General features: G+C 68.0%; 20 protein-coding genes. 3 read left to right on the top strand and 17 right to left on the bottom strand.

Annotated features, from left to right (window positions below):
* Positions 1–2: 2 nt before the first annotated feature.
* The 11 genes from KY572_RS08690 to KY572_RS08645 form a co-directional block, all read right to left on the bottom strand.
* Complete coding sequence (locus tag KY572_RS08690) at positions 3–1,247, bottom strand: nucleotide sugar dehydrogenase (RefSeq protein ID WP_224242055.1); 1,245 nt, start codon at positions 1,245–1,247, stop codon at positions 3–5.
* Entirely contained in the window at positions 1,244–2,161 is a 918-nt protein-coding gene (locus KY572_RS08685) for a polysaccharide deacetylase family protein (RefSeq protein WP_224242054.1), read from the bottom strand. Before KY572_RS08685 ends, KY572_RS08690 begins: the two co-directional genes overlap by 4 nt.
* Entirely contained in the window at positions 2,158–2,712 is a 555-nt protein-coding gene (locus tag KY572_RS08680; RefSeq protein ID WP_224242134.1) for a TIGR00725 family protein, read from the bottom strand. Before KY572_RS08680 ends, KY572_RS08685 begins: the two co-directional genes overlap by 4 nt.
* Positions 2,712–3,764 carry a hypothetical protein gene (locus KY572_RS08675; protein WP_224242053.1) on the bottom strand — a complete coding sequence of 351 codons (1,053 nt, stop codon included), beginning with the start codon at positions 3,762–3,764 and terminating at the stop codon, positions 2,712–2,714. Before KY572_RS08675 ends, KY572_RS08680 begins: the two co-directional genes overlap by 1 nt.
* Positions 3,755–6,082 carry an arylamine N-acetyltransferase gene (locus tag KY572_RS08670; RefSeq protein ID WP_224242052.1) on the bottom strand — a complete coding sequence of 776 codons (2,328 nt, stop codon included), beginning with the start codon at positions 6,080–6,082 and terminating at the stop codon, positions 3,755–3,757. The genes KY572_RS08675 and KY572_RS08670 overlap by 10 nt, the downstream gene beginning before the upstream one ends.
* Positions 6,079–7,392 carry a M20/M25/M40 family metallo-hydrolase gene (locus tag KY572_RS08665; RefSeq protein ID WP_224242051.1) on the bottom strand — a complete coding sequence of 438 codons (1,314 nt, stop codon included), beginning with the start codon at positions 7,390–7,392 and terminating at the stop codon, positions 6,079–6,081. The genes KY572_RS08670 and KY572_RS08665 overlap by 4 nt, the downstream gene beginning before the upstream one ends.
* Complete coding sequence (locus KY572_RS48085; RefSeq protein ID WP_407659915.1) at positions 7,392–7,862, bottom strand: ATP-binding protein; 471 nt, start codon at positions 7,860–7,862, stop codon at positions 7,392–7,394. Before KY572_RS48085 ends, KY572_RS08665 begins: the two co-directional genes overlap by 1 nt.
* A gap of 14 nt (positions 7,863–7,876) precedes the next feature.
* The gene (locus tag KY572_RS08660) at positions 7,877–8,638 is read right to left on the bottom strand and encodes a glycosyltransferase family 2 protein (protein ID WP_224242050.1); all 762 of its coding nucleotides are present in this window, start codon (positions 8,636–8,638) and stop codon (positions 7,877–7,879) included.
* Positions 8,635–9,597 carry a hypothetical protein gene (locus KY572_RS08655; protein ID WP_224242049.1) on the bottom strand — a complete coding sequence of 321 codons (963 nt, stop codon included), beginning with the start codon at positions 9,595–9,597 and terminating at the stop codon, positions 8,635–8,637. Before KY572_RS08655 ends, KY572_RS08660 begins: the two co-directional genes overlap by 4 nt.
* 315 nt (positions 9,598–9,912) lie before the next feature.
* Positions 9,913–10,560: a DUF3332 domain-containing protein gene (locus KY572_RS08650; RefSeq protein ID WP_224242048.1), complete on the bottom strand. Its 648-nt coding sequence runs from the start codon at positions 10,558–10,560 to the stop codon at positions 9,913–9,915.
* A 29-nt stretch (positions 10,561–10,589) separates the two neighbouring features.
* Positions 10,590–11,954, bottom strand: coding sequence for a sigma 54-interacting transcriptional regulator (locus KY572_RS08645; protein WP_224242047.1), 1,365 nt, complete (start codon positions 11,952–11,954; stop codon positions 10,590–10,592).
* 188 nt (positions 11,955–12,142) lie between these two features.
* On the opposite strand from KY572_RS08645, the gene KY572_RS08640 reads away from it, so the two are divergent.
* A complete protein-coding gene (locus KY572_RS08640; RefSeq protein ID WP_224242046.1) occupies positions 12,143–12,760 on the top strand; it encodes a hypothetical protein in 618 nt (205 codons plus the stop codon).
* Positions 12,761–12,767: 7 nt separating this feature from the next.
* Complete coding sequence (locus tag KY572_RS08635) at positions 12,768–14,108, top strand: monooxygenase (protein ID WP_224242045.1); 1,341 nt, start codon at positions 12,768–12,770, stop codon at positions 14,106–14,108.
* Between the two features lie 354 nt (positions 14,109–14,462).
* Here KY572_RS08635 and KY572_RS08630 read toward each other — a convergent pair whose 3' ends face one another.
* The 3 genes from KY572_RS08630 to KY572_RS08620 all read right to left on the bottom strand — a co-directional run bounded on the left by KY572_RS08630 (position 14,463) and on the right by KY572_RS08620 (position 18,009).
* On the bottom strand, positions 14,463–15,221 hold the full coding sequence (locus KY572_RS08630) for a DUF5953 family protein (RefSeq protein ID WP_224242133.1): 759 nt from the start codon (positions 15,219–15,221) through the stop codon (positions 14,463–14,465).
* Positions 15,218–15,601 carry a DUF6310 domain-containing protein gene (locus KY572_RS08625; protein ID WP_224242044.1) on the bottom strand — a complete coding sequence of 128 codons (384 nt, stop codon included), beginning with the start codon at positions 15,599–15,601 and terminating at the stop codon, positions 15,218–15,220. The genes KY572_RS08630 and KY572_RS08625 overlap by 4 nt, the downstream gene beginning before the upstream one ends.
* 761 nt (positions 15,602–16,362) lie before the next feature.
* Entirely contained in the window at positions 16,363–18,009 is a 1,647-nt protein-coding gene (locus KY572_RS08620; RefSeq protein WP_224242043.1) for an ICP22 family protein, read from the bottom strand.
* 196 nt (positions 18,010–18,205) lie between these two features.
* Between KY572_RS08620 and KY572_RS08615 the strand changes: the two genes are divergently transcribed.
* A complete protein-coding gene (locus KY572_RS08615; RefSeq protein ID WP_224242042.1) occupies positions 18,206–18,901 on the top strand; it encodes a class I SAM-dependent methyltransferase in 696 nt (231 codons plus the stop codon).
* Between the two features lie 21 nt (positions 18,902–18,922).
* On the opposite strand, the gene KY572_RS08610 is transcribed toward KY572_RS08615, so the two are convergent.
* Genes KY572_RS08610 through KY572_RS08600 form a run of 3 tightly spaced genes read right to left on the bottom strand, consistent with a single transcriptional unit; the run spans position 18,923 to position 21,900 of the window.
* Entirely contained in the window at positions 18,923–19,672 is a 750-nt protein-coding gene (locus KY572_RS08610; RefSeq protein ID WP_224242041.1) for a hypothetical protein, read from the bottom strand.
* Positions 19,673–19,690: 18 nt separating this feature from the next.
* Positions 19,691–20,380 carry a response regulator transcription factor gene (locus tag KY572_RS08605; protein WP_224242040.1) on the bottom strand — a complete coding sequence of 230 codons (690 nt, stop codon included), beginning with the start codon at positions 20,378–20,380 and terminating at the stop codon, positions 19,691–19,693.
* On the bottom strand, positions 20,377–21,900 hold the full coding sequence (locus KY572_RS08600) for a sensor histidine kinase (protein WP_224242039.1): 1,524 nt from the start codon (positions 21,898–21,900) through the stop codon (positions 20,377–20,379). Before KY572_RS08600 ends, KY572_RS08605 begins: the two co-directional genes overlap by 4 nt.
* Positions 21,901–22,000 lie beyond the last annotated feature (100 nt).

Raw genomic sequence — 22,000 nt, 5'->3', positions numbered from 1 at the left:
GTTCACACCCGATTGACATGGAGACTGTGGGTGCCAGCCATGGCTCCACAGGCATCGACGACGGGCCGCCCCGCCGACGCGAGCCTGCTCTTCTCCACACCCTGGTGGGCAACGAGAAGCGCGATCACATCGGCCGCGCGCAAGGTCTCCTCGGTGAGCGGGACACCTCGCTGGCCATCGAGCTCAGGGACGAGCGGGTCGTGGAACCACACTTCGTGGCCAAGGGCGACAAGCAGGTCTCGAATGGGTCGAGCCGCCGTCAGTCGGGTATCGGAGACGTCCGCCTTATAGGCGACTCCAATGAGAAGCACCCGACCGCTACGAGCTCGAGGCAGCCGCGCCGCAATTGCTCGAGCCACGGCCCGGGGTCTCTCCGCATTCGCGCTCAGGGCCGCACGCACCAGCGGCAGATCAAGATCCTTCGTGCCCAGATGCTCCAGCAGGTAGAGCGGGTTGACGGGGATGCAGTGCCCTCCAGCGCCTGGTCCAGGATGGAAGGAGGCGAAGCCGAACGGCTTGGTCGCGGCGGCGGCGATGACCGCGTCGATGTCGACGCCTGATGTCGAGCATGCCGTGGCGAACTCTCCCACGAGCGCGATGTTCACCAGCCGGTAGGTATTCTCCAGCAGCTTGGCCCACGAAGCGACGGCCATGGAGACCTCGTGAACCGGAGCGCCGAGTGAGCGGTAGAGCGCCGCCGCGGATGCGCTCGCCTCTGGGGTCACTCCCGCGACGAGTCGCGGAATCGATCGAAGTGGGGGACGGGCCGGCCCTGGGTCGATCCGCTCGGGGGCATAGGCAATGCGATGGAGCGCTTCTCCCAACGCTTCTCGCAACGGCCCGTCGACGAAGCCGGGAGCGACCGTGGATTCCAACACGATCAGCGCCGCCGCGGGAGCCCGCTCACGGAGGACACGAGCAGCTTCCAGCACGATGCCTGGATCAGGCCGTCCCTCCGGACTCAGAGGTGTTGGCACACAGACGATGATCGCCTCGGCATCGTGAAAGACGGCAGGATCATCCGAGGGACGGTACCGCCCAGATGCAAGAACTCGGCGTAGTCCCTCGGGAGCTTCGGGCACCCGGGCTTCCGCGAGTAGACGCACTCGCTCCGTGTGGATGTCATAGCCCACCACGTGATGGCCGGCTTCTCCCAGTGACACGGCCAGTGGAAGCCCTACGTACCCTTGGCCCACGACGACGATGCGCAGCGAGCCTGGATGCGACTGTGGCGAGGGGCTGCTCATGGTGGGCTCTCCGGTGTACGGGCGATCCAGGGGTGGGAGGGCGTGATGAACTCCCGAGGCATCCGAAACAAGCCGCATTCACGCGTGACCGGGCCTGGAATGCAGGTCAGCGCGCAAGTCGCCCCTGCTGCTCGAACAAGCTGCTCGGTCTCGGAGTCGAATGCCCCATCCGGATATGCGAAGGGCACGGGATGTGTACCGGACAGTCGGGCAATCCAGCTCATGGATGCGGAGATCTCCGCGAAGGCGCCTGGCGCGTCCATTTTCGTCAGGTGCCGGTGGCTCGTTCCATGACCTCCCAGCAGGTGGCCTGCCGATGCGAGGGCTCGAAGCTCCGCCTCCGTCGGATAGAGCGACTGCACCAGCTCCGCGGGCGGCTCGACGCGCAGCGCGTTGGCCAGCAACCTCAGGGTCTCTTCAGGCTCCCCCGGCAACCCGTTGGCAACCCTGCGTTTCAGGTCTCCCGTGATGATCGCAGCCTTCCCCGCATCGCTCTCGAGCGTGCCAGACGCCAGGGTGCCATCCAGCAGTCGGAACTCGAATCGAGGATACCTCGCATGATCTAGCAACCAGTAGAACAGGTCGACTGGATGGGGTTGCGCGGTCTTCTCCTGGACGAACGCCGGGCATACCAGGAACGTCGCAAACGCTCGTCGGGCCTCGAGAACTGGTGCAACGTGGTGGATCCACTCACGGTAACCATCGTCGAACGTCAGCACATATCCCGGTGGTGGCTGCTCTCCCGTCTCGAGGGCTTCGAGCACCTCTTCGAGGGACCGCAGCGGCCCGGAGTCCATGAGCCGGGAGAACTCGGCTGGCGTCAGGGCTGTTCCGCGCAGCCGGTAGCATGACGGCCGGCCAAAGGCAGTTGGCTCGTCAGGCATCACGCGGTGCAGCATGAGCACGCGAGTCACCGGGAGTTCCTCGCCAGGAAGCCGGGGTTATGGGCAGGTGACGAGGCCAGCAGTGCCTCGAGCCGCGCGACAGCCTCCGTGGCGGAGGACGCCTTGGTAATGGGGTGCTCACTGCGATGGTCGAGGAACTGTCCGCCAAGACGACTGCTCCAGCCGCTCCCGACGTCGATGGCCACGATGGGCACTCGATGTTGCCATGCGAGGGCGATCTCGGACAGGGTGCCCGCTCCGCCGCCGATAGCGATCATGGCGTCAGCCATGGCGACGAGCACGACGTTCCGCGCGAAGTTCATCCCCGTGGGTACGACGATGTCCACCCAGGGGTTCGCCGCGCTGGCATCCAACATGGGAAGCACACCGATGGTGTCTCCATCACCTGACCTCTTTGACCCCTTGGCTCCGCGCGCCGCGGCAGCCATGACGCCGTCGAGCCCTCCGGTGACCACACGGTGGCCGTGGTCCACGAGGAGCCGTCCAATCTCCTCGGCGAGCCTCAGGGTCTGCTCATCTTCAGACGCCCCCCCTACGACCGCGATCTGCCTGCGACGCATCACGTGGCTCCCTCCAGGGGAAGGATGCTGTAGAGCTTGGAGTGCCGCTCGCGATCGGAGAGGTCCACCCGCGCCAGCAGCCGCCCATCCGAGAGGTCCAGCAGCAGGATCGAGGTCTCGCTCCCCTCCGGCTCCCGGTGGGCCCAGTGATGTCGAGGCATGCGTCCCCGCCGAACCTCCGTGAGCCCTACGACCAGCCGTCGCCCATCTGTCCACAGCCCGCGGCACCAGCCCGCATGGCCCGTGTCGAACACGCTCTGCTTCACCTCGGCATCCGCTGTGACGCGTCCGCTCCGCAGAGGGGTCGCGCGAACCTGGCCATCGATGCTCGTCGTCCAGAAGGAGTCAGCCGCAATGAGGCCGTCGTGGGGGTGACAGCCAGCGAGGCTGAGGACGGTCTCGAAAGTGCGTAGGTCTCGCACGGTGCCGTCGTAGAGGCATGTCACCAGCGTCTGGAGGGGGGTGATGCAGATGTGGTTGAGGTGGAGATGATCCGGTACCTTCAGTCGGGCGAAGGCGCCGCGACGTCGGTGGAGCCCGGCATCATGGTAGCCGTCATCCGCCTGGCGTATCTGCCACGGGATGGGCTCCGCACCATCCCAGCAGGGAGTGAGCACCTCCTCCCAGTGGGAAGGGTCCGCTCCGGCCATCCGCTGATGGTTGATCCACGTGGGCAGCAGGGAATGCGAGCCGATGAAGCGACCCGTTTCCTCATGAATGTCCACGGTGCCGAGACCCGTGTTGGCGATGTACAGACGGTTCTCCGCGATCGCGACATGGTGGACGTCGTTGAAGCTCGGCTGGTGCAACATCCCCGACACCGCCGCTCGTGCCGTGTCGACGCGGACGACAGCGCAGTGCGCGGCGACGTAGACGGTGCTGTCGCTCGCCTTGCATCCACCCGCGAAGCCCTTGCGCGGTACACGGAGGTGCTCCGGAGGAAGCCATCGGACGAAAGGCTCCGCCTGCTCTCGCTCCAGGTCGACGTGCCAGATGATGCCCTCGCCCGAGCCGTCGAAGTAGCCGCCAGTGACCAGGAAGCTCAGGCCCATGCGGCCCTCCATGCAGGCAACGCCTCCAGCACGTGGCACGCGAAACGTGCGAGCTGCTCGGGAAGAGAGGGCTCCTCGAGGGCAGTCAGCGCGCCGAGGAGTGCCTCTACCTGCTCCATCGTGGCAAGGCAGTTCCGGGCACTCGCGCCTGCCTGCGGTTCGTGCCACCACCAGGCTTCAGGGTGCACCAGCAGACTTCGGGCTCTCTCCAGTTCCTGGCGTACTCCACTCTGGCTTCGGGCGAGCATGCCACGCCGCATCGTGATCTCGCGCTGGGCATCCCGAGGCTCCACTGCCTGGTTCTTCTCCAGCAGTCTCGAGAGAACCACACCTCGTTCCTGCCCCTCCACGAAGCGGCGGAGCGCGTCGAGGTCCACATCGCGAGCCGAGAGCGGGGAACTGCCATCACCGAGGCGGCGACAGTGGTGCAGGTCGAGGTCTGCCTGGACGAGGCGAAGCAGTGGCTCGTGGGATGTGATGTGAGCCCAGAGGGTGTCGGCGCGCCGGGTCATGATGCCGTCCTCGCCGCGGAGCACCGGGTAGGGGGCGGCCACCAGCGCATCCAGATCGAGGAATAACGCATTGCCCCCCCGAGCACGGCTCGGCGCGAGGGTGTTCATGGGCCGGTATGTCAGTGGCCGGGTGACCTGGTGCCCGTGCGGCACCCGTCCGAAGGCCGTGCAGAGGGTGTGAAAGGCCTCTCGGACCCTCCAGGGCGCAGGTGCCGGGGGCATCCAAGGGAAGACCACCTCGAGGTGTGCCGTCGAACCCTGGGCGTGGTCGTAGTAGTAGTCCCTCAGTCCTCGTGACACCTCTCCCGGGCGCCAGAGTGCGTCGGGAGCGAGGCCCGCCATGGCTGCGAGGTTTCCTGCCAGGTCATGGAGCTGGACCTGGAGCGTGGCATAACCAGGGATGGGTGGCTCTCCCGTGAAGGTTCCCAGCACGACGGAGATCTCCGGGTGCTTGCTCCAGAGCTGCTCGGCTTGGGCGAAGAGGTCCTCTCCGGGAGATGTCCGCAGTCCTTCGTGCGTCTCGCACAATCTCCGAAACGCCAGATCATCATCCAGCATCCAGATGACTACCGGTCCTCCACCGTCGCCAGGGTGGGGGAGCCTGAGATGGCCCGTTCGAAGGTGCTCGTGCAGGAGCGCCGTCTGCAGCGTACGGGAGGCTCCGATGGGGATGGGGATGGAGAGTTCGGCGGGAAGGAGCCCCCCGCGCTGAAACGGCCTCAGGCGCTCGAGCGCGTCGCGTGCATCCACGCGGACAATACGGACTCCCATGAGTCGTGCTTCCGCCAACACGGGGGCGAGCATGTCGTGCCCGGGTTGAGGACGGCTGTTGTCGAGCAGCAGGACTCCTATGGTGTCGCGCGAGCGCCGGCTTCTCCCGAGCAGCTCGTCCAGTGACCGGAGTAGCTCACCGACACTCTCGGCTCGGTCAGTGACCGCCAGTGACAGAATGAACCGAAGGCCGGGCCTGGATGGGTGGAGCTGACTTCGAGGGTTCGGGCAGTCCTTCCGCACGGTCTCCTGGGCCTGTGCGATGAGTCGCGCAGGCAGGCCGAAGGTGACGTGAAGCAGCTCGGCCAGAGACTCCCACTCCATCACGAGGCGTGTGCTCACGAGCCCGCCCGCGAAGCGCTGATAGAGGCCCGCTCCGAGTATCGCCAGGGCCCACTCGGTCATCCTGGCCGCCTGGATCTCCGCGAGGAGCGACCTGCCGTCCGGCTGGTGAGGTCGCACGCGGACGAGACGCCCGAAGGTGGAGTAGGCGCGGGGAGCTGGATGCACCCGGTACACCGTCGTGAGCTGCCCACCCGGAAGAGCACGGAGCAACCGGTGCCCCTCGCGCTCATGGTGCTCGAAGCGGAACGAGCACCCGTGGCTGGTGAAGGCCAGCGGGCCTCCTTGCAGGGGAAAAGGCTGCAGATAGGGCTGGCCGCCGCCGACATCCACGACAAAGCGTCCCTCAGGCAACTGGACGATGCCGACGCAGTGATCACCGGGCTCGCGAGCACTGGCGGCCGCAAGCCATGAATCGAAGCCCAACGCCTGCAGCAGCGCGATGAAAGGAGGTGTGAGCTGGTGGGCTGCTCCTCCCAAGCCCGCGATGTTGCCTTCCACGGCCGCCTCGGCAGGAGGAAGCACTGGATCGCTCCCGACGTTGGCCAGGAGTGAGAGGTTGTGGAACGGCAGTGCGCGGAGGTGGGCCTGCTGCAGGCGTGCCAGTCCGTCCAGGCTGAAGGAGATGGCTGGCTTGCGGAGGCGCGCGAGGTACGCATCGACCGTCGCGCTGTCGAGCTGGGGCAGGGTCATGTCAGGCCGCGAGCTACCCGGTCCACCCAGTGGAACACGACCTGGAGTTCCTCGGCATGCAGCGGAAACGTCCAGAGAGGGACTGACTCGTTCGTTCCATGGATGCGAGAGCGGGAGTCATTCACCCCAAGCGCGAGATATCGAGCCCCTGCTGGAAGGTTGTTGTTGAAGGGGCACCCGCCTTCGACTGCCACCTTGTTCAGCCCTCGCACCTCCAGGCGGGTTCCCACGCCCCAGCGACCTGCGAGCAGGCGCAGCGCATGGAGCAATTCCCGCATGGCCGAGTCCGGAGGATTGCTCGTTCCGGCTGAGGGGCCCAGGGTGCGAGCGATGAGCCGGAGCGTGCCATCCTCGTCATCATGGTAGCCGGTCTCCTCCAGCCAGAGCTCCGCCTGAAGCCTCGAGAGACGCTCTCGCAGCACCAGCGAGGATGCCACGGAGCCAGTCTCTTCCTCGCCTTGGATGAACCAGGTGATCGCCGGCGCGCGTTCAAAAGAAGCCAGAGCCACGAGTCGGGCCGCCAGTGGTCCCTTGTTGTCACCCACCCCGTGCCCGAACCAGCGCCCCCCCTCTTCCGTCAGTACCTGGGGCGGAGTGGCCCAGCCGCGCCCTCCATGGCGGATGAGCGTCACATCGTAGTGGTTGTAGAGAACGACATGTCCGGCCAGTCCCAGGCTGGATCGATGGGCCTCGATGACGGCTGGTGCGCTGGGGAGGGGCTGATGGAGGCTGCAGGTGAAGCCAAGTGCTTCGAGGCGGCCGCACAGCCATTGAACGCACGCTGTGTGGGCCCGGCTGCCTGGGCTCGTGTCGAAAGCAAGCAGGCGTGCCAGGGTCTCTCGTGTGCCAGGCAGTGGCAATGTTGCGTGACGAGAGATAGGAGGGGCTGCTGCGAGCGTGTGGTAGCGCTGCGCGAGAGCTCTTCCCACGGGAGCACAGACTGTCTCCCACAGGGCCGCATCCCAGGGAGAGACCACGACCCGCTCCGGGGGAACTGAGTGCGCGCGACTGGAGACGATGGCGCGCTGAAAGAGCGCTGTGAGCTCAGCGTGGCCTGGGAGCGTGACGCCGAGCGTGCCCAGCGCGCGATCCAGGGATGCCCGGAACGGAGGATGGGAATACAGCTCCGCAATCTCTGGCAAGGAAAGGTTGCCTGTGCTCGCCCGGTGTTGGGTGGCTTCATCCGAGGGCAGTCGCTTCCACCACACGCTGTCCGGTGAGGACTCGGGATCCAGGATGACCGTGGCCAGGACATGATGCAGCCCATGCCACAGATCGCGGCCTGGCGAGTCCACGGAGCCATGGCTCATCAGTCCTCCTCGAGGATTGGCGAGGAACCCGCTGCCAGCCATGTCATGGGCAATCCTCGCTCCTTCCATCCTCGGTATTGATCATACCATCGTCGGGCCTCTTCCAAACTCATAGGTAGACTGCCAGGAGCATGTCCCGGCGGGCGTTGTACGAATTGGCGCTCCCATTGGTCCGGCGGGGGAAGAAGCAGCAGCACCTCTTCTCCGTCCGTCAGAGGGAACAAGTCCTCCTCTCGAAGGATTGCCGTGATGACCATCAATGGGGGAAGGCCTCCATTGTCTGGGTCCAGTTCCACCCGCCGGATGGCGCGAATGAGCAGGCTCCGGGCCTGCATCATTCCTTTGCGTGGTCGTGAGGAATCCATCAGGGGGAGGAGCATGTGTGAGAGTTCCAGCACCCGAGGTGGCAGGGGCCGCTCCAGTAGCTTCGCCGCCCAGGTGCTCTTCCCAGCCGCGGGAGGACCGACCAACCAGATGAGACGCCTCAAGGCTCCACTCCAAAGAGCTGACGTGCGCGTGCCTTGAATGCAGCCACTTGCTCAGGGTGCATGTTCTTCGAGTGCTTGGCCAGGAAGGCGCGAAGGCCCTCGATGTTGGTAGGTGAGCCCGCGGTAGAGAGTCGGAGTCCTGTATGGACATGGAAGTGCACCCGAGGTTGCACGTTGCGCCCGTACCTCAAGCCCGGCAGGCAGGCCAGCCGATAGCCGAGGTCCATGTCATGGAAGGACGGCAGCGTCTGATCGAAGCCGCCGGCGCGCATGAAGGTACTGCGAGAGATGAACAGGTTGGAGCCGCGGATGCCGGGATTTCGGACCAGGAAGTCCTCAGGTCGAAGGAACTCTGGCGGGACCTTCTCAGGCACGATCTCCTGCTCACCCACGCTCGCTCCTTCCTTCACTTTCAAGAAGGCGGTCAGCACCAGGTCCAGGTCGCCCGTGAGCGCAATCCGTTCCGCCTCGGCCAGGTAGTCCGGGTGCCAGGTATCGTCGTCGTCAAGAAAGGCGATGAATCTTCCACGTACCAGGGACGCGCCTCGATTCCGGGCTCGAGGCGCTCCATGGGGAGCCTCCTGTCGCACCACGGAGACTTCTCCCCGCGAGAGAAGTTCCAGGGGCTCGTCCCCATCGTCGATGACGAGCACCTCGTCAGGACGTCGGGTCTGCGCGGCCACGCTGGCCAGCGCTCGCTGGAGGAGCACCGGGCGGTGTCGTGTCGGGATGAGGACTGAGATTGCCGAGTCCTTCATCCTCGATGTTCCTTCCTGGAGGGCTGGGACGCGAGCACACGCCGGATCTCCGCGGCGGCCTGGGCTCCCCCAGGGGGACCGAGCAGCTCCAAGAAGGACTTTTGTGCGGCGAGGTGCCTCTCGAGCTCCACGGGGCTGCGACGGAGTTGCGCGACCACTCGCTCGCTCATGTGGCTCCTGGCTGCTGTGTCAGCGTCGAAGCGGGAGACGAGCTCCAGGACCCGGGCTGTTCCCTCTGCTTCCGGAGCACGCGCAGAGATGGGAAGGTCCGGGTACAGCTCGGTGAGATTCAGTCCTCGTGGCGCCAGGCCGTGTTCCTGGTACACGGCCAGCTGGAAGACCTGGGTCAGGTTCTGGGGCGGCAGGAAGCTGGTGGGCACTCCCTGGGCGAAGCTCTCGAACGGGGCATTCAGACCTGGGGCCGTGAGGAACTGGCTGCAGCCCGCCAGCAGGTCCAGGTACTGATCCTGGGGAAAGGTTTCGACGCGGAGCCCTCCCACCGAGCCATGAGCGTGGATGCTCGAGACGGCCTTGGCACCTGCGGCGATGATGACTGTCTCCGGACGCCAGCTCGCTGCGGGAAGCAAATCCCGTATCAGCCGGGTCATCGAGGAGGGATAGCAGGTGTTCTTTCCAGGGATGATGTCTGGAGAATGGGCGCCGCCATAGTTCACCAGGAGTAGAGGGGAGAGAACCTTTCGCTCACGGATGGAGGGGGGCGCGATGAGTGGACCTACTACATGAGGGTGGCGCATCTCCGGGCCATACGTCCTCAAGGCCTCGGAGACCCCGGGGAAGTTCTCGATGATGTAGCTTCGCGCATGGCGCATGGCGGGGGTGAGCTGGCGCTTCATCCAGAACAGAATGTCGATGAAGACCACGGGAAGGCCCAGCTCGAGCGCCAGGGGGATGTTGGTGTTGTTGGAGATGGCCAGGTAGAGGTCGGCGGTTTTCAGCACTGGAGCCTGTCTGGCCACAGACTCCGGCGCTTTGACATCACAGGAGAGCACCTGGGCGAATGTGGCTGGGTCGCACTGCTCCCGTGTCGGACCGGTCGCCAGCACCGTCAGCCGTGCTTCTGGCAAGCAGCGCGCCAGCGCTCGCAGCGCTGAGATGGACCCGTAGCAAAAGGGATTGGGGTCGCAGACGATATGCGGCTGCGTAGCCATCATTTCTCCACGCCGGCAATGCCTCGTCACTGCGCGCCGCGCGCAAGCTGGGGGCCGATGTCTCGTGGCCCGTCCAGTACACGCGGGCGAAGGACTGAGCCGAAGCTACGGCTGGCTGGTGCAGACCTGCGCCAGCCCCTGCGAGAGCGGAGACACCTGCGTCCGCGCGTACTGCGCCAGGCCCTCGGCGCCCTCGCTGAGCAGCACCTGCCGCGCCTGCGCCACCGCCTCGGCCGAGTGAAGGGCCATGGTGGTGCCCGCCGCGTCCGTCACCGCCACCGCGCCGTTGGCCTGCTCGCGCGCCTGGATGAGCAGCGCGCCCGCGTCGTCGCGCACCGCCATGCCGTCCTCGAGCGGCTCGAAGTAGCGCACCAGCGTCGGCTGGCCCGCGCGCTCCAGCTCCACCTTCATGACGCCCGACTCCCTGTCCCGCGACAGCCGCAGCGTGTCCTGGGGGCTCAGCCGCACCACGCGGGTGTCACCGTCCGGGGAGTCCACGCTCGAGACGGGGTTCGAGCCGGTCCAGAACTCGATGCTGTTGATGACCAGCGCATCCACCAGCACGCCGATCTCGTACACGGGCACGATGACCATCACCAGGAACACCACCCACTGGATGAACTTGTTGCCCGAGACGCTCTTGTTGAAGTCCCACATCGCCTGGGTGAGGGCGAACCTGCCGAAGCATCCGGACACCTGCGTCGACACGAGGACCAGGCACAGCATCGCCAGCAGACGGGAAGCACGCTTCATACGGGGGATGTCCCTCCAAGGACCGCGAGTCAGTCCCCCTCACTCTGCACCAGCCCGTACTTGTGCAGAAGGGAATACAGGTGCTTGCGGTCCAACTCCGCCTCTCGCGCCGCCCTCGCAATGTTGCCTTTCGTGCGTCCCAGCAGCCGCGTGAGGTACTCGCGCTCGAAGGCGCGGATGAGCTCGTCCTTGCACGCCTTGAACGGACCGGTGAACTCCACCGGTAGCGAGTCCCCCTCCACCGCTGGCGTCTCGCGCGTGAACTCGCGCAGCAGCCCGTCTCCGGCCAGCTCCGGGATGTCCGCCATGTGCCGCGCGCGCTCCAGCGCGTTGCGTAGCTCGCGCACGTTGCCCGGCCACGTGTGCCCCAGGAACTGCTCGCGCACCTTCTCCGGCAGCCGCGCCCACAGCCCCTCGCCCGCGAACGCGTCCACCAGCAGGGGGATGTCCTCCTTCCTGTCTCGCAGCGGCGGCAGGCTCACCGTGAACACCGAGAGCCGGAAGTAGAGGTCCTCCCGGAAGCGCCCCGCCTGCGTCTCCGCCCACAGGTCCTTCTTGCTCGCCACGACGATGCGCGCGTCGAACGACACGGGGCTCGAGGCGCCCAGCCGGCGGAACTCGCGATCCTCGATGGCTCGCAGCAGCTTGGGCTGCAGGTCCAGCGCCAGGTCGTCGATCTCGTCCAGGAAGAGGGTGCCGCCGTGAGCGCGCTCCAGGCAGCCGATGCGCTGACTCACCGCGCCCGTGAAGGCGCCCTTCTCGTGGCCGAACAGCTCGCTCTCGATGAGAGAGTCCGACACGGACGCGCAGTCGAAGACGACCAGCGGCCCCGACGCCCGGGGCGACAGCTTGTGGATCGCCTTGGCCGCGGCGCCCTTGCCCACGCCCGTCTCGCCCACCAGCAGGATGGTGGAGTCCGTGGAGGAGATGCGCTGCAGCAGGGCGAAGATCTGCCGCATGGGCACGCTGCGGCCCACCAGATCTCCCAGCCGATCCTCGGCGGACGGATCGATCTGGACGGGGGCCACCTGGGGGCTGAAGCGCAGGCGTACATCACCCACCTCCAGCAGCGCGCCCGGGCGCAGGTACGCCTCTTTCACCTGCGCGCCATCCAGGAAGGTGCCGTTGGTGGAGTCGAGATCCTGCACGAGAAACCGGTCCCCCTGGCGGCGCACCACCAGGTGGTTGCGGCTGACGGTGGGGTGGTCGATGACGACGTCGTTCTCGGGGGCCTTGCCGATCCGGAGCATCTCGCCGGACAGCGGGTAGACGGTGCCAGCACGCTCGGTGTCCAGCAGGACCAGGTGGAACTGCTGTGCCGCGAGCCGATCCGCCTGCGCCCGCGCGCCGACGACGGTGTGCAGAGGTATGGGTCCAGGAGGGACGGAAGACATGAATGTCGCGGATTCTAGTGGGCTTTCCGCCCAGTGGTGACTTCCCGGAGGCCGGAATCGCGTGGGGGCGCCCGCTGGTGGGGGCCTGCTCCCGGGGCAGGGGGGCGGCGGGAGCCCTGGCGCCGGCCCCCGCTTGGGGCTTTCCACATGAAGTAACACTTGCAGGCCGGGCGGGTGTTCATGGACTCATGCACACGACACGTCCGCTCCCCCGGCGAGGTGCGCTCGGGCCCACATGGGCGCTCGCCTGTAGCGCGCTGCTGATCGGCTGCTCCGCAGCCCCGGACCCCCAGACGGACACGACGTGGGTGCCCCTGGTGCTGGCCGAGAGCTGGCAGCCCGCGCCCGCGGGCGCCGACCCGATGGCCCACCCCACCGGTAGCGACGTGCTCGCCTGTGGCAGGCAGGACTGGCACCCGGAGCTCGACGGCCTGGAGATCCAGACCACGCACTGCAACTACGCTGTCGTACAACAGCTGCTCCTCCGGGCGCTGCGGCAGGGCGACCCGCTGCGCGTGCGGGTGTGGTGGCAGACCCTGGTCAGCCCCGAGCCCGTCGAGGGCCACCTGGCCCTGCTCGTGGGCGAGCACCTGGTCTGGGAAGAGCGTGTCCGGATCCCCGGTCCGGCCGCCTCGCGCGAGGTGGAGCTGGCCAGCCCGCTGTCCGCGCCCGCGGGAGCCACGGTGACGTTCCACCTGCACAACCACGGCTCCAACGCCTGGAACCTGAACGAGTTCGCTCTGCGTGCTCCCTCCGAGAGCACCCCCGCGCAGACGCCGGCCGACAACACCCAACCCGAGGAATGACGAGTCCATGCACAAGCACATCTGGATCGCAGCCGTGTCCCTCCTGAGCATTGGAGGGGCAGCCTGCAGCGACAGCAGCACCCCCACCCCGGACGAGCCCGAGGTCACCTACTGGCAGGACGTGGCGCCCCTCTTCTTCGACAACTGCGTCACCTGTCACCAGACGGGCGGCATCGCGCCGTTCCGCCTGGACACCTACGCGGATGCCCGGGATTGGTCCGCCGCGGTCAAGCAGGCCGTGGAGGGGCGCACCATGCCGCCCTGGCTGGTGACGGCCGACGGCTCCTGCGGCGAGTTCCGAGACTCCCGCTGGCTCGAGGAGGAGGAGATCGCCACCATCGCCGCCTGGGTCGCGGCGGGCTCGCCCGAGGGCACCCCGCGTGACGACCTCCAGGTGCCCGCCGCCAGCGAGCCGGGCAAGGGGCTCGAGGATGGCACGAGCGAGATCCTCACCCTGCGCACGCCCACGTACGTGCCCGAGCCGGATGGCAGCGCGTACGCGAAGTTCGACGACTACCGCTGCTTCCTGCTCGAGGGGGAGACCGACATCCAGCGCTTCATCACGGGCTACGAGGTGGTGCCGGGCAACGATGCGATGGTCCACCACATGCTGCTCATGGTCGTGGACCCCGAGGGCGAGGGCGCGGGGGGCAAGACGAACATGGAGCTCATGCGCGCCATGGACGAGGCGTCGCCGGATCGCCTGGGCTGGCCGTGCTTCAGCCAGGCCGGTGAAGGCGTGGGCATCGAGAGCGTGCCGGCGACGTGGGCGCCCGGCATGGGCCCGGTGCCGTATCCCGAGAAGAGCGGCCTGCGCCTGCCCGCGGGCCGGGTGCTGGTGGTGCAGATGCACTACAACCTCATCGACGAGCGCGTGCGCGGCCAGTCCGACTCCACGCAGGTGCGCCTGCGCGTCGCGAGCCAGGTGGAGCGCGAGGGCATCTTCGTGCTGCCCGATGAGTTCCTCGACAGCGGCCAGTCGCTCGCGCCCGGTCAGGAGTCGGTGGAGTACAGCTGGAGCATGGACTTCGACCGGGAGCTGGCCGGGCTCGGTGTGGACCACGTGGACATCTACGGCGTGTTCCCGCACATGCACGAGCTCGGGCAGCGCTACCGCATGGAGTTCCGGGACCCGGCCGGCACCGCGCACTGCGGCGCCGAGGTCAACCACTGGGACTTCGACTGGCAGCTGCTCTACTTCTACGCCAGGCCGTACCGGTTCGACCGGGGCTCGCGCGTCCGCGTCACCTGCCAGTACGACACGCGCGGCCGCTCCGAGCCCACGCTGCCGGGGTGGGGCACGCAGAACGAGATGTGCGTGGGCGGCATGTACCTGGTGCTCCCGTGACGCCGCGGGGATAGGGGAGTGCCTCGGGTGAATTCCTGAAAGATCCGCCGATCACGCACCCGCAGCGCCGCCGCCGCGACCTCGTGCCGCGCCGCCAGCTCTCCCACCCTGCGCGAGGGCTCCAAGGGCGGCGCCGTGACGCAGCTGCACCAGCGGCTTCCGCACCATGGAGCAGCAGCGGGTGCTCTACCAGAAGTACCTAGATGCGACCCGGCGCCAAACCCGGCGGGCCCGCTTCGGGCAGCACGGCGCCTTTTGACACAGCGGCGCGACTTGGCAGCGCGGTGCCATCGTCGCCGCGTCCATCTCGGCCCGGTAGCGCGCGTCGGACAGCTCCGCCTCGGGCCCGGTGACTCAGCGAGGGGGCACGCGCCCGCCAATCTCTGGGAAGCGCTCATACGCGCGCAAGAGCGCCCCCAGGTGCGAGGGGTTGTCGAGATCCAGCGGCGTCTCTGTGAGCCGAACCACCCACCCGCCCGTCGCCGTGCGCCGCGCCCGAGAGAGCAAGTCTGCATCGCGGGCAGGGTCCGGGAACCCGATTGCTTGTGCAGCGGCTGCCGACCAGTAGTTCAGCCACCCGAGGTGATGGGGAATCTCTGGCGAGCGAATGTACTTGGGAAGGTTGAGTGCTGGGAGCCCCCGGGGCGGGACATGCGGCTGATTCATCGAGTGGCGAATCTGTTTTGCCATCTCCGGCGCTACTGTGTCCGGCAGCACGCGCCCCCAGAACGCGCGTGCGCCTTCCGCCACGCCTTCCAGCACATCCGCTGCCGCTGCGATGCCGACCGCATCTAACGGCAGCTTTGCGTGGACATCGAGCAACGGCTGGCCGCCCGGCGCCTGGCGCCCGGATGTCTGCAGCCCATAAACCGTCACCGGGTAACTCTCGTCGCCGTTGCACAGCAACGGGAACCCCCCGCGCTCGGCCGCCTCAGCGAGCCACCCATCGCGTTGCGGCAACGCGATGGGCCGCCCCTCCTCAGATAGTTCCCACTCCAGGCGCATACCAGGGAGTGCCCGTTCGATTCCGTGGACGACTGCGAGCGTGCGACCGTCGTTGCCCACAAGCGCAGGCGCGTAGATGATGTGGATGAGGGTTCTCCGCCTGGTCATCGCTTGCACCCAGTGACGACAACATTGAGGGTTATATCCTCGTTGAGCAACGCGTCTCTGTGCGCTTCGGTGCTCACCCCGACGACGAAGCCATAGCCACATGCCTCCGCGATGTCCCGCTCTTCCCGCAACAACGGCATCTGTTTCAGGATCGTCCGCTCCCGGATGAAGTCCGGGTACGTGTCAAACCGATGGGTCTTGATCTCCCACAGCACACGCTCCCCGACTTGCAGCGCATCAAAGCGCACCCCGCCCACGCGCACGTCCATTCCGGGATAACGGTTAGGCGGAAACTTGTCGGCGCACTCGTCATGCGGGTCATCCTCGCCCGCGTGCGGCACCGGGATGGGGTCGCACTCCAGGCGGCGCTCCGCCGTCACCGGGGCAGGCGGGTCCCTCCTGTTCGCTCTGGACCTGTCTGACCTGTCCGGTGCGGGGTTGGCCTCCGGTTCCTGCGGGGCCCGAGGAGCGTCTCCGGCCCAAAGGCCCGGCTCCCGGGTAGGCGGCAGCACGCGCTTGTGCGGGCTCCGCGGCAGGGGCTGGGGGCGAACCTGCCCTGGCTGCCCGTGGGTGGGGAGGCCCGTGCCGGGCGCAGCGGGTGGGCGCACAGGCGCCCAGGCGTAGGTCTCAGGCGCCTCTTGAGAGGTGGCGCACCCAGCTACGACGACGGCAACGGCAACGGCTTGGCGGAGTGCGCTGCAAGTTCGGAAGTCCATTCCGCGTTCTTTCCATCGAAGAGGAGGCGGTGCGGGTCAAGGCTGGGCCAGTCCCCCTCTGGAGTCTGCCAGCATGTTCGGACAGCTTGAGCCGGTGGAGCACGGGTCCGACAGCTCCAGCTCGGGCCCGTGGAGCACGCCCGCAACTTGGCAGTGCGGAAACCGGGCAGGAGAGCACGCTAGCGGAACATCGGGCCCAGCAGGCGGGCCGTACACGGAAGCCCTCCACCGGCGCGTTGGCTCTTCTGGACACGCGAGCGAGAACTTCAGGGGCTCGCTTCCTCGCGGGCGCGACAACTCAGGCGCTTCTAGCGCGCGTGGACCGCGAGCTAGAAAAAGGCCGCGGCCGCCCTCCTCGAGGAGAGCGGCCGCGGTGCACGTCAGGCCGTGGGGTGCCTGACGCAGCAATTGGAAATCCTTGTCGCTCAGTTGCCGGTGTAGATGCCGACGGTGCCGGCCACCCACCGCTTGTCGGAGCGCTCGTAGCCGAGGAAGCCCACGAGGATGCGGCGCCGGCTGCCCGAGGTGTCCACCTGGATGTCGGAGACGCGGTACATGGCCAGGTCGACGCCGAACACCGCCGCGCCGTAGTGCATCACCGTGTTGTCCTTCACCCGCGTCAGGCCGCTGCCCCAGCGGGCGCCCGCCCAGACGCTGTTGTCGAGCGGATCGGCCGCCACCGCCGAGACGTACCCCTTGCGATCCACCAGCTCCGTCTTGAAGGTGCGCACCACCGAGCCCTCGGACGTCAGCTGCGCCAGCCCGTTGGAGGCGCTGCCCACCCAGACGGTGCCGTTGGGCGCCACCGAGATGGCCGAGACGTTGTCCGGCGTGCGCTGCTCGGGCCGTGTCATGTGCGTCTCGGGCAGGGAGTCCGGCCAGATGTCGAAGCGGTTCCAGGCGTACTGGCTGTCCTCCGTCATGGACTGCGCGCGCCAGTAGTTGGCGGTACCCGTGGCCGTCATGTAGCGGAACCGGGTGGAGCGGTCCGAGCCGCCGAACCACGCATCCCCGCTCGGGTCCACCGCCACCCCGTAGTAGGCGTCCGTGAGCAGCGCGCCCTTGACGCGCCACTTGGACGGATCGTTCGGGTAGAGCTTCTCGTCCTCCTTCTTGTGCGAGTAGACGTACGCGTTGATGGCCGGGTGGACGTGCTCGGTGACGCCCGCGCACACGTGCTGGCCGTTGCAGGCGGGGTTGCCCTGGAAGCGCGCGTCGCCCCGGGCGAAGCCGTGGTTGCCGCCGAACCACACGCTGTGGGTGCGCTTGTCGTACGCAATCTTCAGGATGTTGCAGAGCCGCTCACGGCCCTGAGGCTCGGCCGCCACCACGCCCGGCCCGGAGAAGATGTCGTAGTGCACCACGTCGAGCGTGCCATCCGGCTTCAGGGTGACCTTGTCCGCGTCGCCGCTCTTGTAGACGGACGGATCCGCCTGCCCGGCCTGGTCCCAGTTGTCCTCGCAGTTCTTCGCGCCGGGCAGGCCCTCGTAGCCCACGAAGACGGTGTTGCCGGGGCCGCCGGCCACCGAGATGACCTTGAGGTAGTAGGGCCCCGGAGGGTTGCTGCCATCCGGCAGGTAGCCGTAGGGGCGCAGCCCCTCGGTCATGGTGAAGCGCTGGAAGCTCGTGGCGCCCGGGCGCAGGACGAAGAGGCCCTCCTCACCGCCGGCGACCCAGATGTTGCCGGCCTCGTCGGCTGTCACCCCGTGGACTTCCTTCGGGCCGCCCTCGTTCGCCCCGTAGAAAGTCCAGCCCTCCGTGGTGGGAGGAGGAAGAATGACAGGGGGAGGCAGGCCCGCATCCGGAGTGCCCGCGTCCGGAGTGCCCGCGTCCGGAGTGCCCGCGTCCGGCTGGGTGCCGCCATCGGGCCGGGTGCCCCCATCAGGCCGGGTGCCCCCATCCGGAGAGGTGCCCGCGTCCGGCGAAGGATCCACGGGCTTGCCGATGTCCGGGTCCACGGGAGGATCCACCACCCCCGGGTTGTCCGTGCCGTCACCGCCGTCCGAGCAGCCGCCCATCCACACCAGGCTCGCCGCGACGAGCGCGCCTGCCCACCGCCATCCGCCCCTCATATGCCCCTCGCCCCGTGATGAAGACGGGTGTCCCCGACACCCGCGCCAGCCTCTTCCCTGGCAAGGCGAGTGCCAGCGCTCCTCCCACCTCGGGAGGGGGCAGGCGTCGGTTGCTGGACAGGCAGTGGGTAGAAGAATTCCCTGCCTGGGCAGGCTCCTGTCCCTGCGGAGCCCCAACCGTGCTACGCCCAGGGTGATGAGCGGCAACGACATCCGCGGTCGCACGCCCCTGTCCCTGGTGGGGCAGGATCCGGATCTCCTCTTCTACTCGCGGCAGGCGGGCGAGCGCGGGGGGCCGGTGCTGGTGCTGGGCTCGGCCAACGGGCGCGTGGCCTGGTTCCTGGCGGGCCATGGCTTCGCCACGGTGGGGGTGGATGCCTCCGAGGTGATGATCCGCTCCGCGGAGGAGCGTCGCGCCGACGAGCCGACCGAGGTGTCCGATCGCGTACGCTTCATCGCCTCGGACGTGCGGGCCCTGCGCCTGCCGGAGCGCTTCCCGCTGGTGCTCGCGCCGCAGCACGCCATGGGGCTGATGGCGACGCGGGATGACCTGGAGGCCTTCCTCGCCACGGTGTGCCACCACCTGTCGCCCGGAGGCACGTTCATCTACGACGTGCTGAACCCGCCGCGCGAGGCCATCCTCCGCGACGAGGAGGAGCCGCGCGCCCCGCTGGAGCCGCGCCGTCCCGTGTTCGCCCTGCACCTGCGCGAGCGCAAGCCCCCCGGAGGCCAGGCGCCCATCCGCCGGCTGAAGCTGCGCCACTTCGCTCCCGAGGAGCTGGAGGAGGCGCTGACGGGCTGTGGGCTGACGCTGCGCGAGCGCTTCGGGCGCTTCGACGGCAAGCCGTTCGACCTGGAGGACTCGCGGCAGATTGGCGTCGCGGGCCTGTGAGCGCGCCTCAGGGCCTGGCGCTCACCACGGCCGGTTCGCCAGATCGTAGAAGTCGTTGAAGGGCTCTCCCGGAGGGATGGGCCCCTCGGGCCCCTGGCGCTCCTTCGTGGAGATGGACCACGCGTCCAGCTCGGAGTCCCCGTCGATGTCCCCGATGCACACCAGGGTGATGTCGCAGGCCGGGCAGGTTCCGGACAGGCCCACCTGGACGCCGCCCGCGAGCGCGGGGATGGCCTCCACGTAGGAGGAGGCGTCGACCGGATCGCCGCCGCCCATGGGAGTGTCGGGGAGAACGCCTGTGCTCTCCGGGGAGGAGCTCGCCAGGTCGGGCGGCTTGTGGGTGTCGAAGGGCCCGCGAGTGCTGAGGAAGTACGCGTAGCGGGTGCGGTACTCGAACGGGACGCCCAGCTCCGCGATGCGCTCCGTGTAGCGCTGGTGCTGCGAGTGGAAGACCTTCTCCGCCGTGTACAGGGCCCTGAGGTTGGTGTTGCACTCGGACTGCCGGGCCCGGGCCCCGAAGTTGATGTAGTTGGGGATGAACTTCGCCAGCAGGAAGTACGTCCAGAAGGCGGACAGGAGGACCGAGGCGATGGCGAGGCGCCGGTGCGGCAGCCGCGGGTCCTTCCAGGTCGAGTACAGCGCCACGGCGCTCAGCACGATGGCGAACGGCAGGGGCAGCACCAGGCAGCTCAGCAGGCTGAGCGTGAACGCGATGCCAGGCAGCTTGTACTCGGGGCGAGGCGCGTCCTGGGGCGGCGGCGGGGAGTCCATGAAGGCCTCGAGGCTGTCTCAGCGGTCGAACCGGTAGCCCAGCCCTCGGACCGTCAGGAAGTGACGGGGATCCTCCGGATCCGGCTCGAACTTGAGCCGGAGCTGGCGCACGAAGTTGTCCACTGTACGCGCGCTGCCCTCGTAGTCGAAACCCCAGGCCCCCGACAGCAACTCCTCGCGCGTGAAGGTGCGCCCCGGCTGCGCCAGGAAGTGGGCCAGCAGCTTGAACTCCTGCGCCGTCAGCTCCACGGGCTTGCCGCCCCGCGTCACCGTGCGCGCCACCAGGTCCACCTCCACGTCCCCGAATGTCATCGGCGGCGTGCCCGCGGTGGGGTAGCGCCGGCGCAGCACCGCCTTGATGCGCGCCAAGAGCTCCTGCAGCCCGAAGGGCTTCACCACGTAGTCGTCCGCGCCCAGGTTCAGCCCGAGGATCTTGTCCACCTCCATGCCCTTGGCCGAGAGCATGACGATGGGCGTGTCCCGGCCCCGGCGGCGCAGCTCCTTGATGAGCTCGTAGCCGTTGAGCTCCGGGAGCATGATGTCCAGCACCACCAGGTCGGGCGCCTCGTCCAGCGCCTTGGCCAGGCCGGTGCGCCCGTCCTGCGCCTGGAGCACCTCGTAGCCCTCGATGCGCAGGTTCATCGACAGCCCCGTGAGGATGGACAGATCGTCCTCCACGACCAGGATGCGTTGCGGCTTGTCGCTCATGCCTCGTCCACCGGTAGCTGGAGGGTGAAGCGGCTGCCCTTGCCCACCTCGCTCTGGACCGTGATGCGGCCCCCGTGCGCCTCGATGATGCGCTTGGAGATGGCCAGCCCCAGGCCGCTGCCCTCCGTCTTGCGTGTCAGCAGGTTGTCCACCCGGTAGAAGCGCTCGAAGATGCGCTTGCGCTCTCGTGGCGCGATTCCCACTCCGTTGTCCTCCACCGCCAGGCCCACCCACTTCCTCCCCTCCACCCGGGCCGTGATGGAGATGCGCTTGTCCTTCCCGCTGTACTTGTACGCGTTCTGCAGCAGGTTGAGGAGCGCTCCGGCCACCGCGTGGCGATCCACCGACACCGGCGGCAGGCTCGAGGGCAGGTCCACCTTCAGCTCCACGCCGCTGTCCAGCCGCTGCGCGCGGAAGGCCGCCACCGCCGTCTCCACCAGCTGCGGCACCTCCATGCGCTCCAGGTGGTACTCCTTGCGCCCGCTCTCGATGCGCGCCCAGTCCAGCACCCGCTCGATGAGCTCGGACAGCCGCTCCGTCTCCCGGGTGAGCAGCTGGAGCACCTCCTGCGTCTGCGCGGGGTCCTTCAGCCGCCCCAGCGCCAGCGTCTCGATGAACATGCGGATGGAGGTGAGCGGGGTGCGCAGCTCGTGGCTCACCAGCGAGACGAAGTCCGTCTTCAGCCGCGACAGCTTGGCCTCCCGGTAGAGCGCGCGCCCGGTGTACACCACGCCGAAGGTGAGCGTCAGGTAGAACAGCCCCAGCAGCACCGCGTACACCACCCGGTTGCGAGTGGAGGCGCGCGCCACCGGATCCTCGCCCGTGGAGAGCACCACCAGCCGGAAGTCCTGCAGGGGCGGCGCCAGCACCCGCTCGGCGAGCACCGGGGGGCCCAGCGCGTTGGCCCGGGCCTGCACCACCTCCGACATGAGCCGGTTCACCAGGCCCTCGCCCCCCTCGCGCACCAGGGGCAGCAGGGTGAAACGCACGGGCTCCGGCGACGTGAGGTAGCGGTCGGCCCGGGCCGCCAGCAGCGTCTCCACCGCGGCGCTGGACAGCTGGGTGCCGTGGAGCACGTCTGCCGTGCGCTCGGTGGACAGCAGCCTCGGGTGCCCGCCCACCGGCAGGGAGAAGACGGTGTGCTCGGAGGGCAGGTTGCCCAGCTCGGGCAGCACCGCGGTGAGCGCCGCCGTCAGCGCCGCGTCCGGAGACTCCACCTTGCCCTCGCGCACCACGAAGGGCACCTCGGACAGCACCTGGCCCTCGGCCGTCACCAGCCGCCACACGCCGGCGCGCTCCACGAAGCGCGCCTCGCGCAGCATCAGGGGCAGCTCCTCCGCCAGCGCCTCCAGCGTCCCGTGCCAGGCGGCCTCCAGCCGCTTCTCCACCGCCGCGCGCTCGTTGATGATCGCCACCACCCCGAAGCCGGACAGCCCCGCGGACGGCAGCACGACCAGCAGGATGAGCAGCGCGAACGTGCGCCGGAAGTTCATGACGATGGGAGGAGAGGCCCGAGACACGCCCTCTCCTTTACTCCTGTTCCCAGCGTGTGCGCTCGTGTCGTTTCACCCACGGATCAGACCCGCTTGTCCAGCGGGTTACACGGGATGTAGGGAAACA

The organism is Hyalangium gracile (assembly GCF_020103725.1).
GTDB classification, from domain to species: domain Bacteria; phylum Myxococcota; class Myxococcia; order Myxococcales; family Myxococcaceae; genus Hyalangium; species Hyalangium gracile.
Note: the sequence above shows the minus strand (reverse complement) of the source record. Positions and strands in the feature narration are given on the sequence as shown.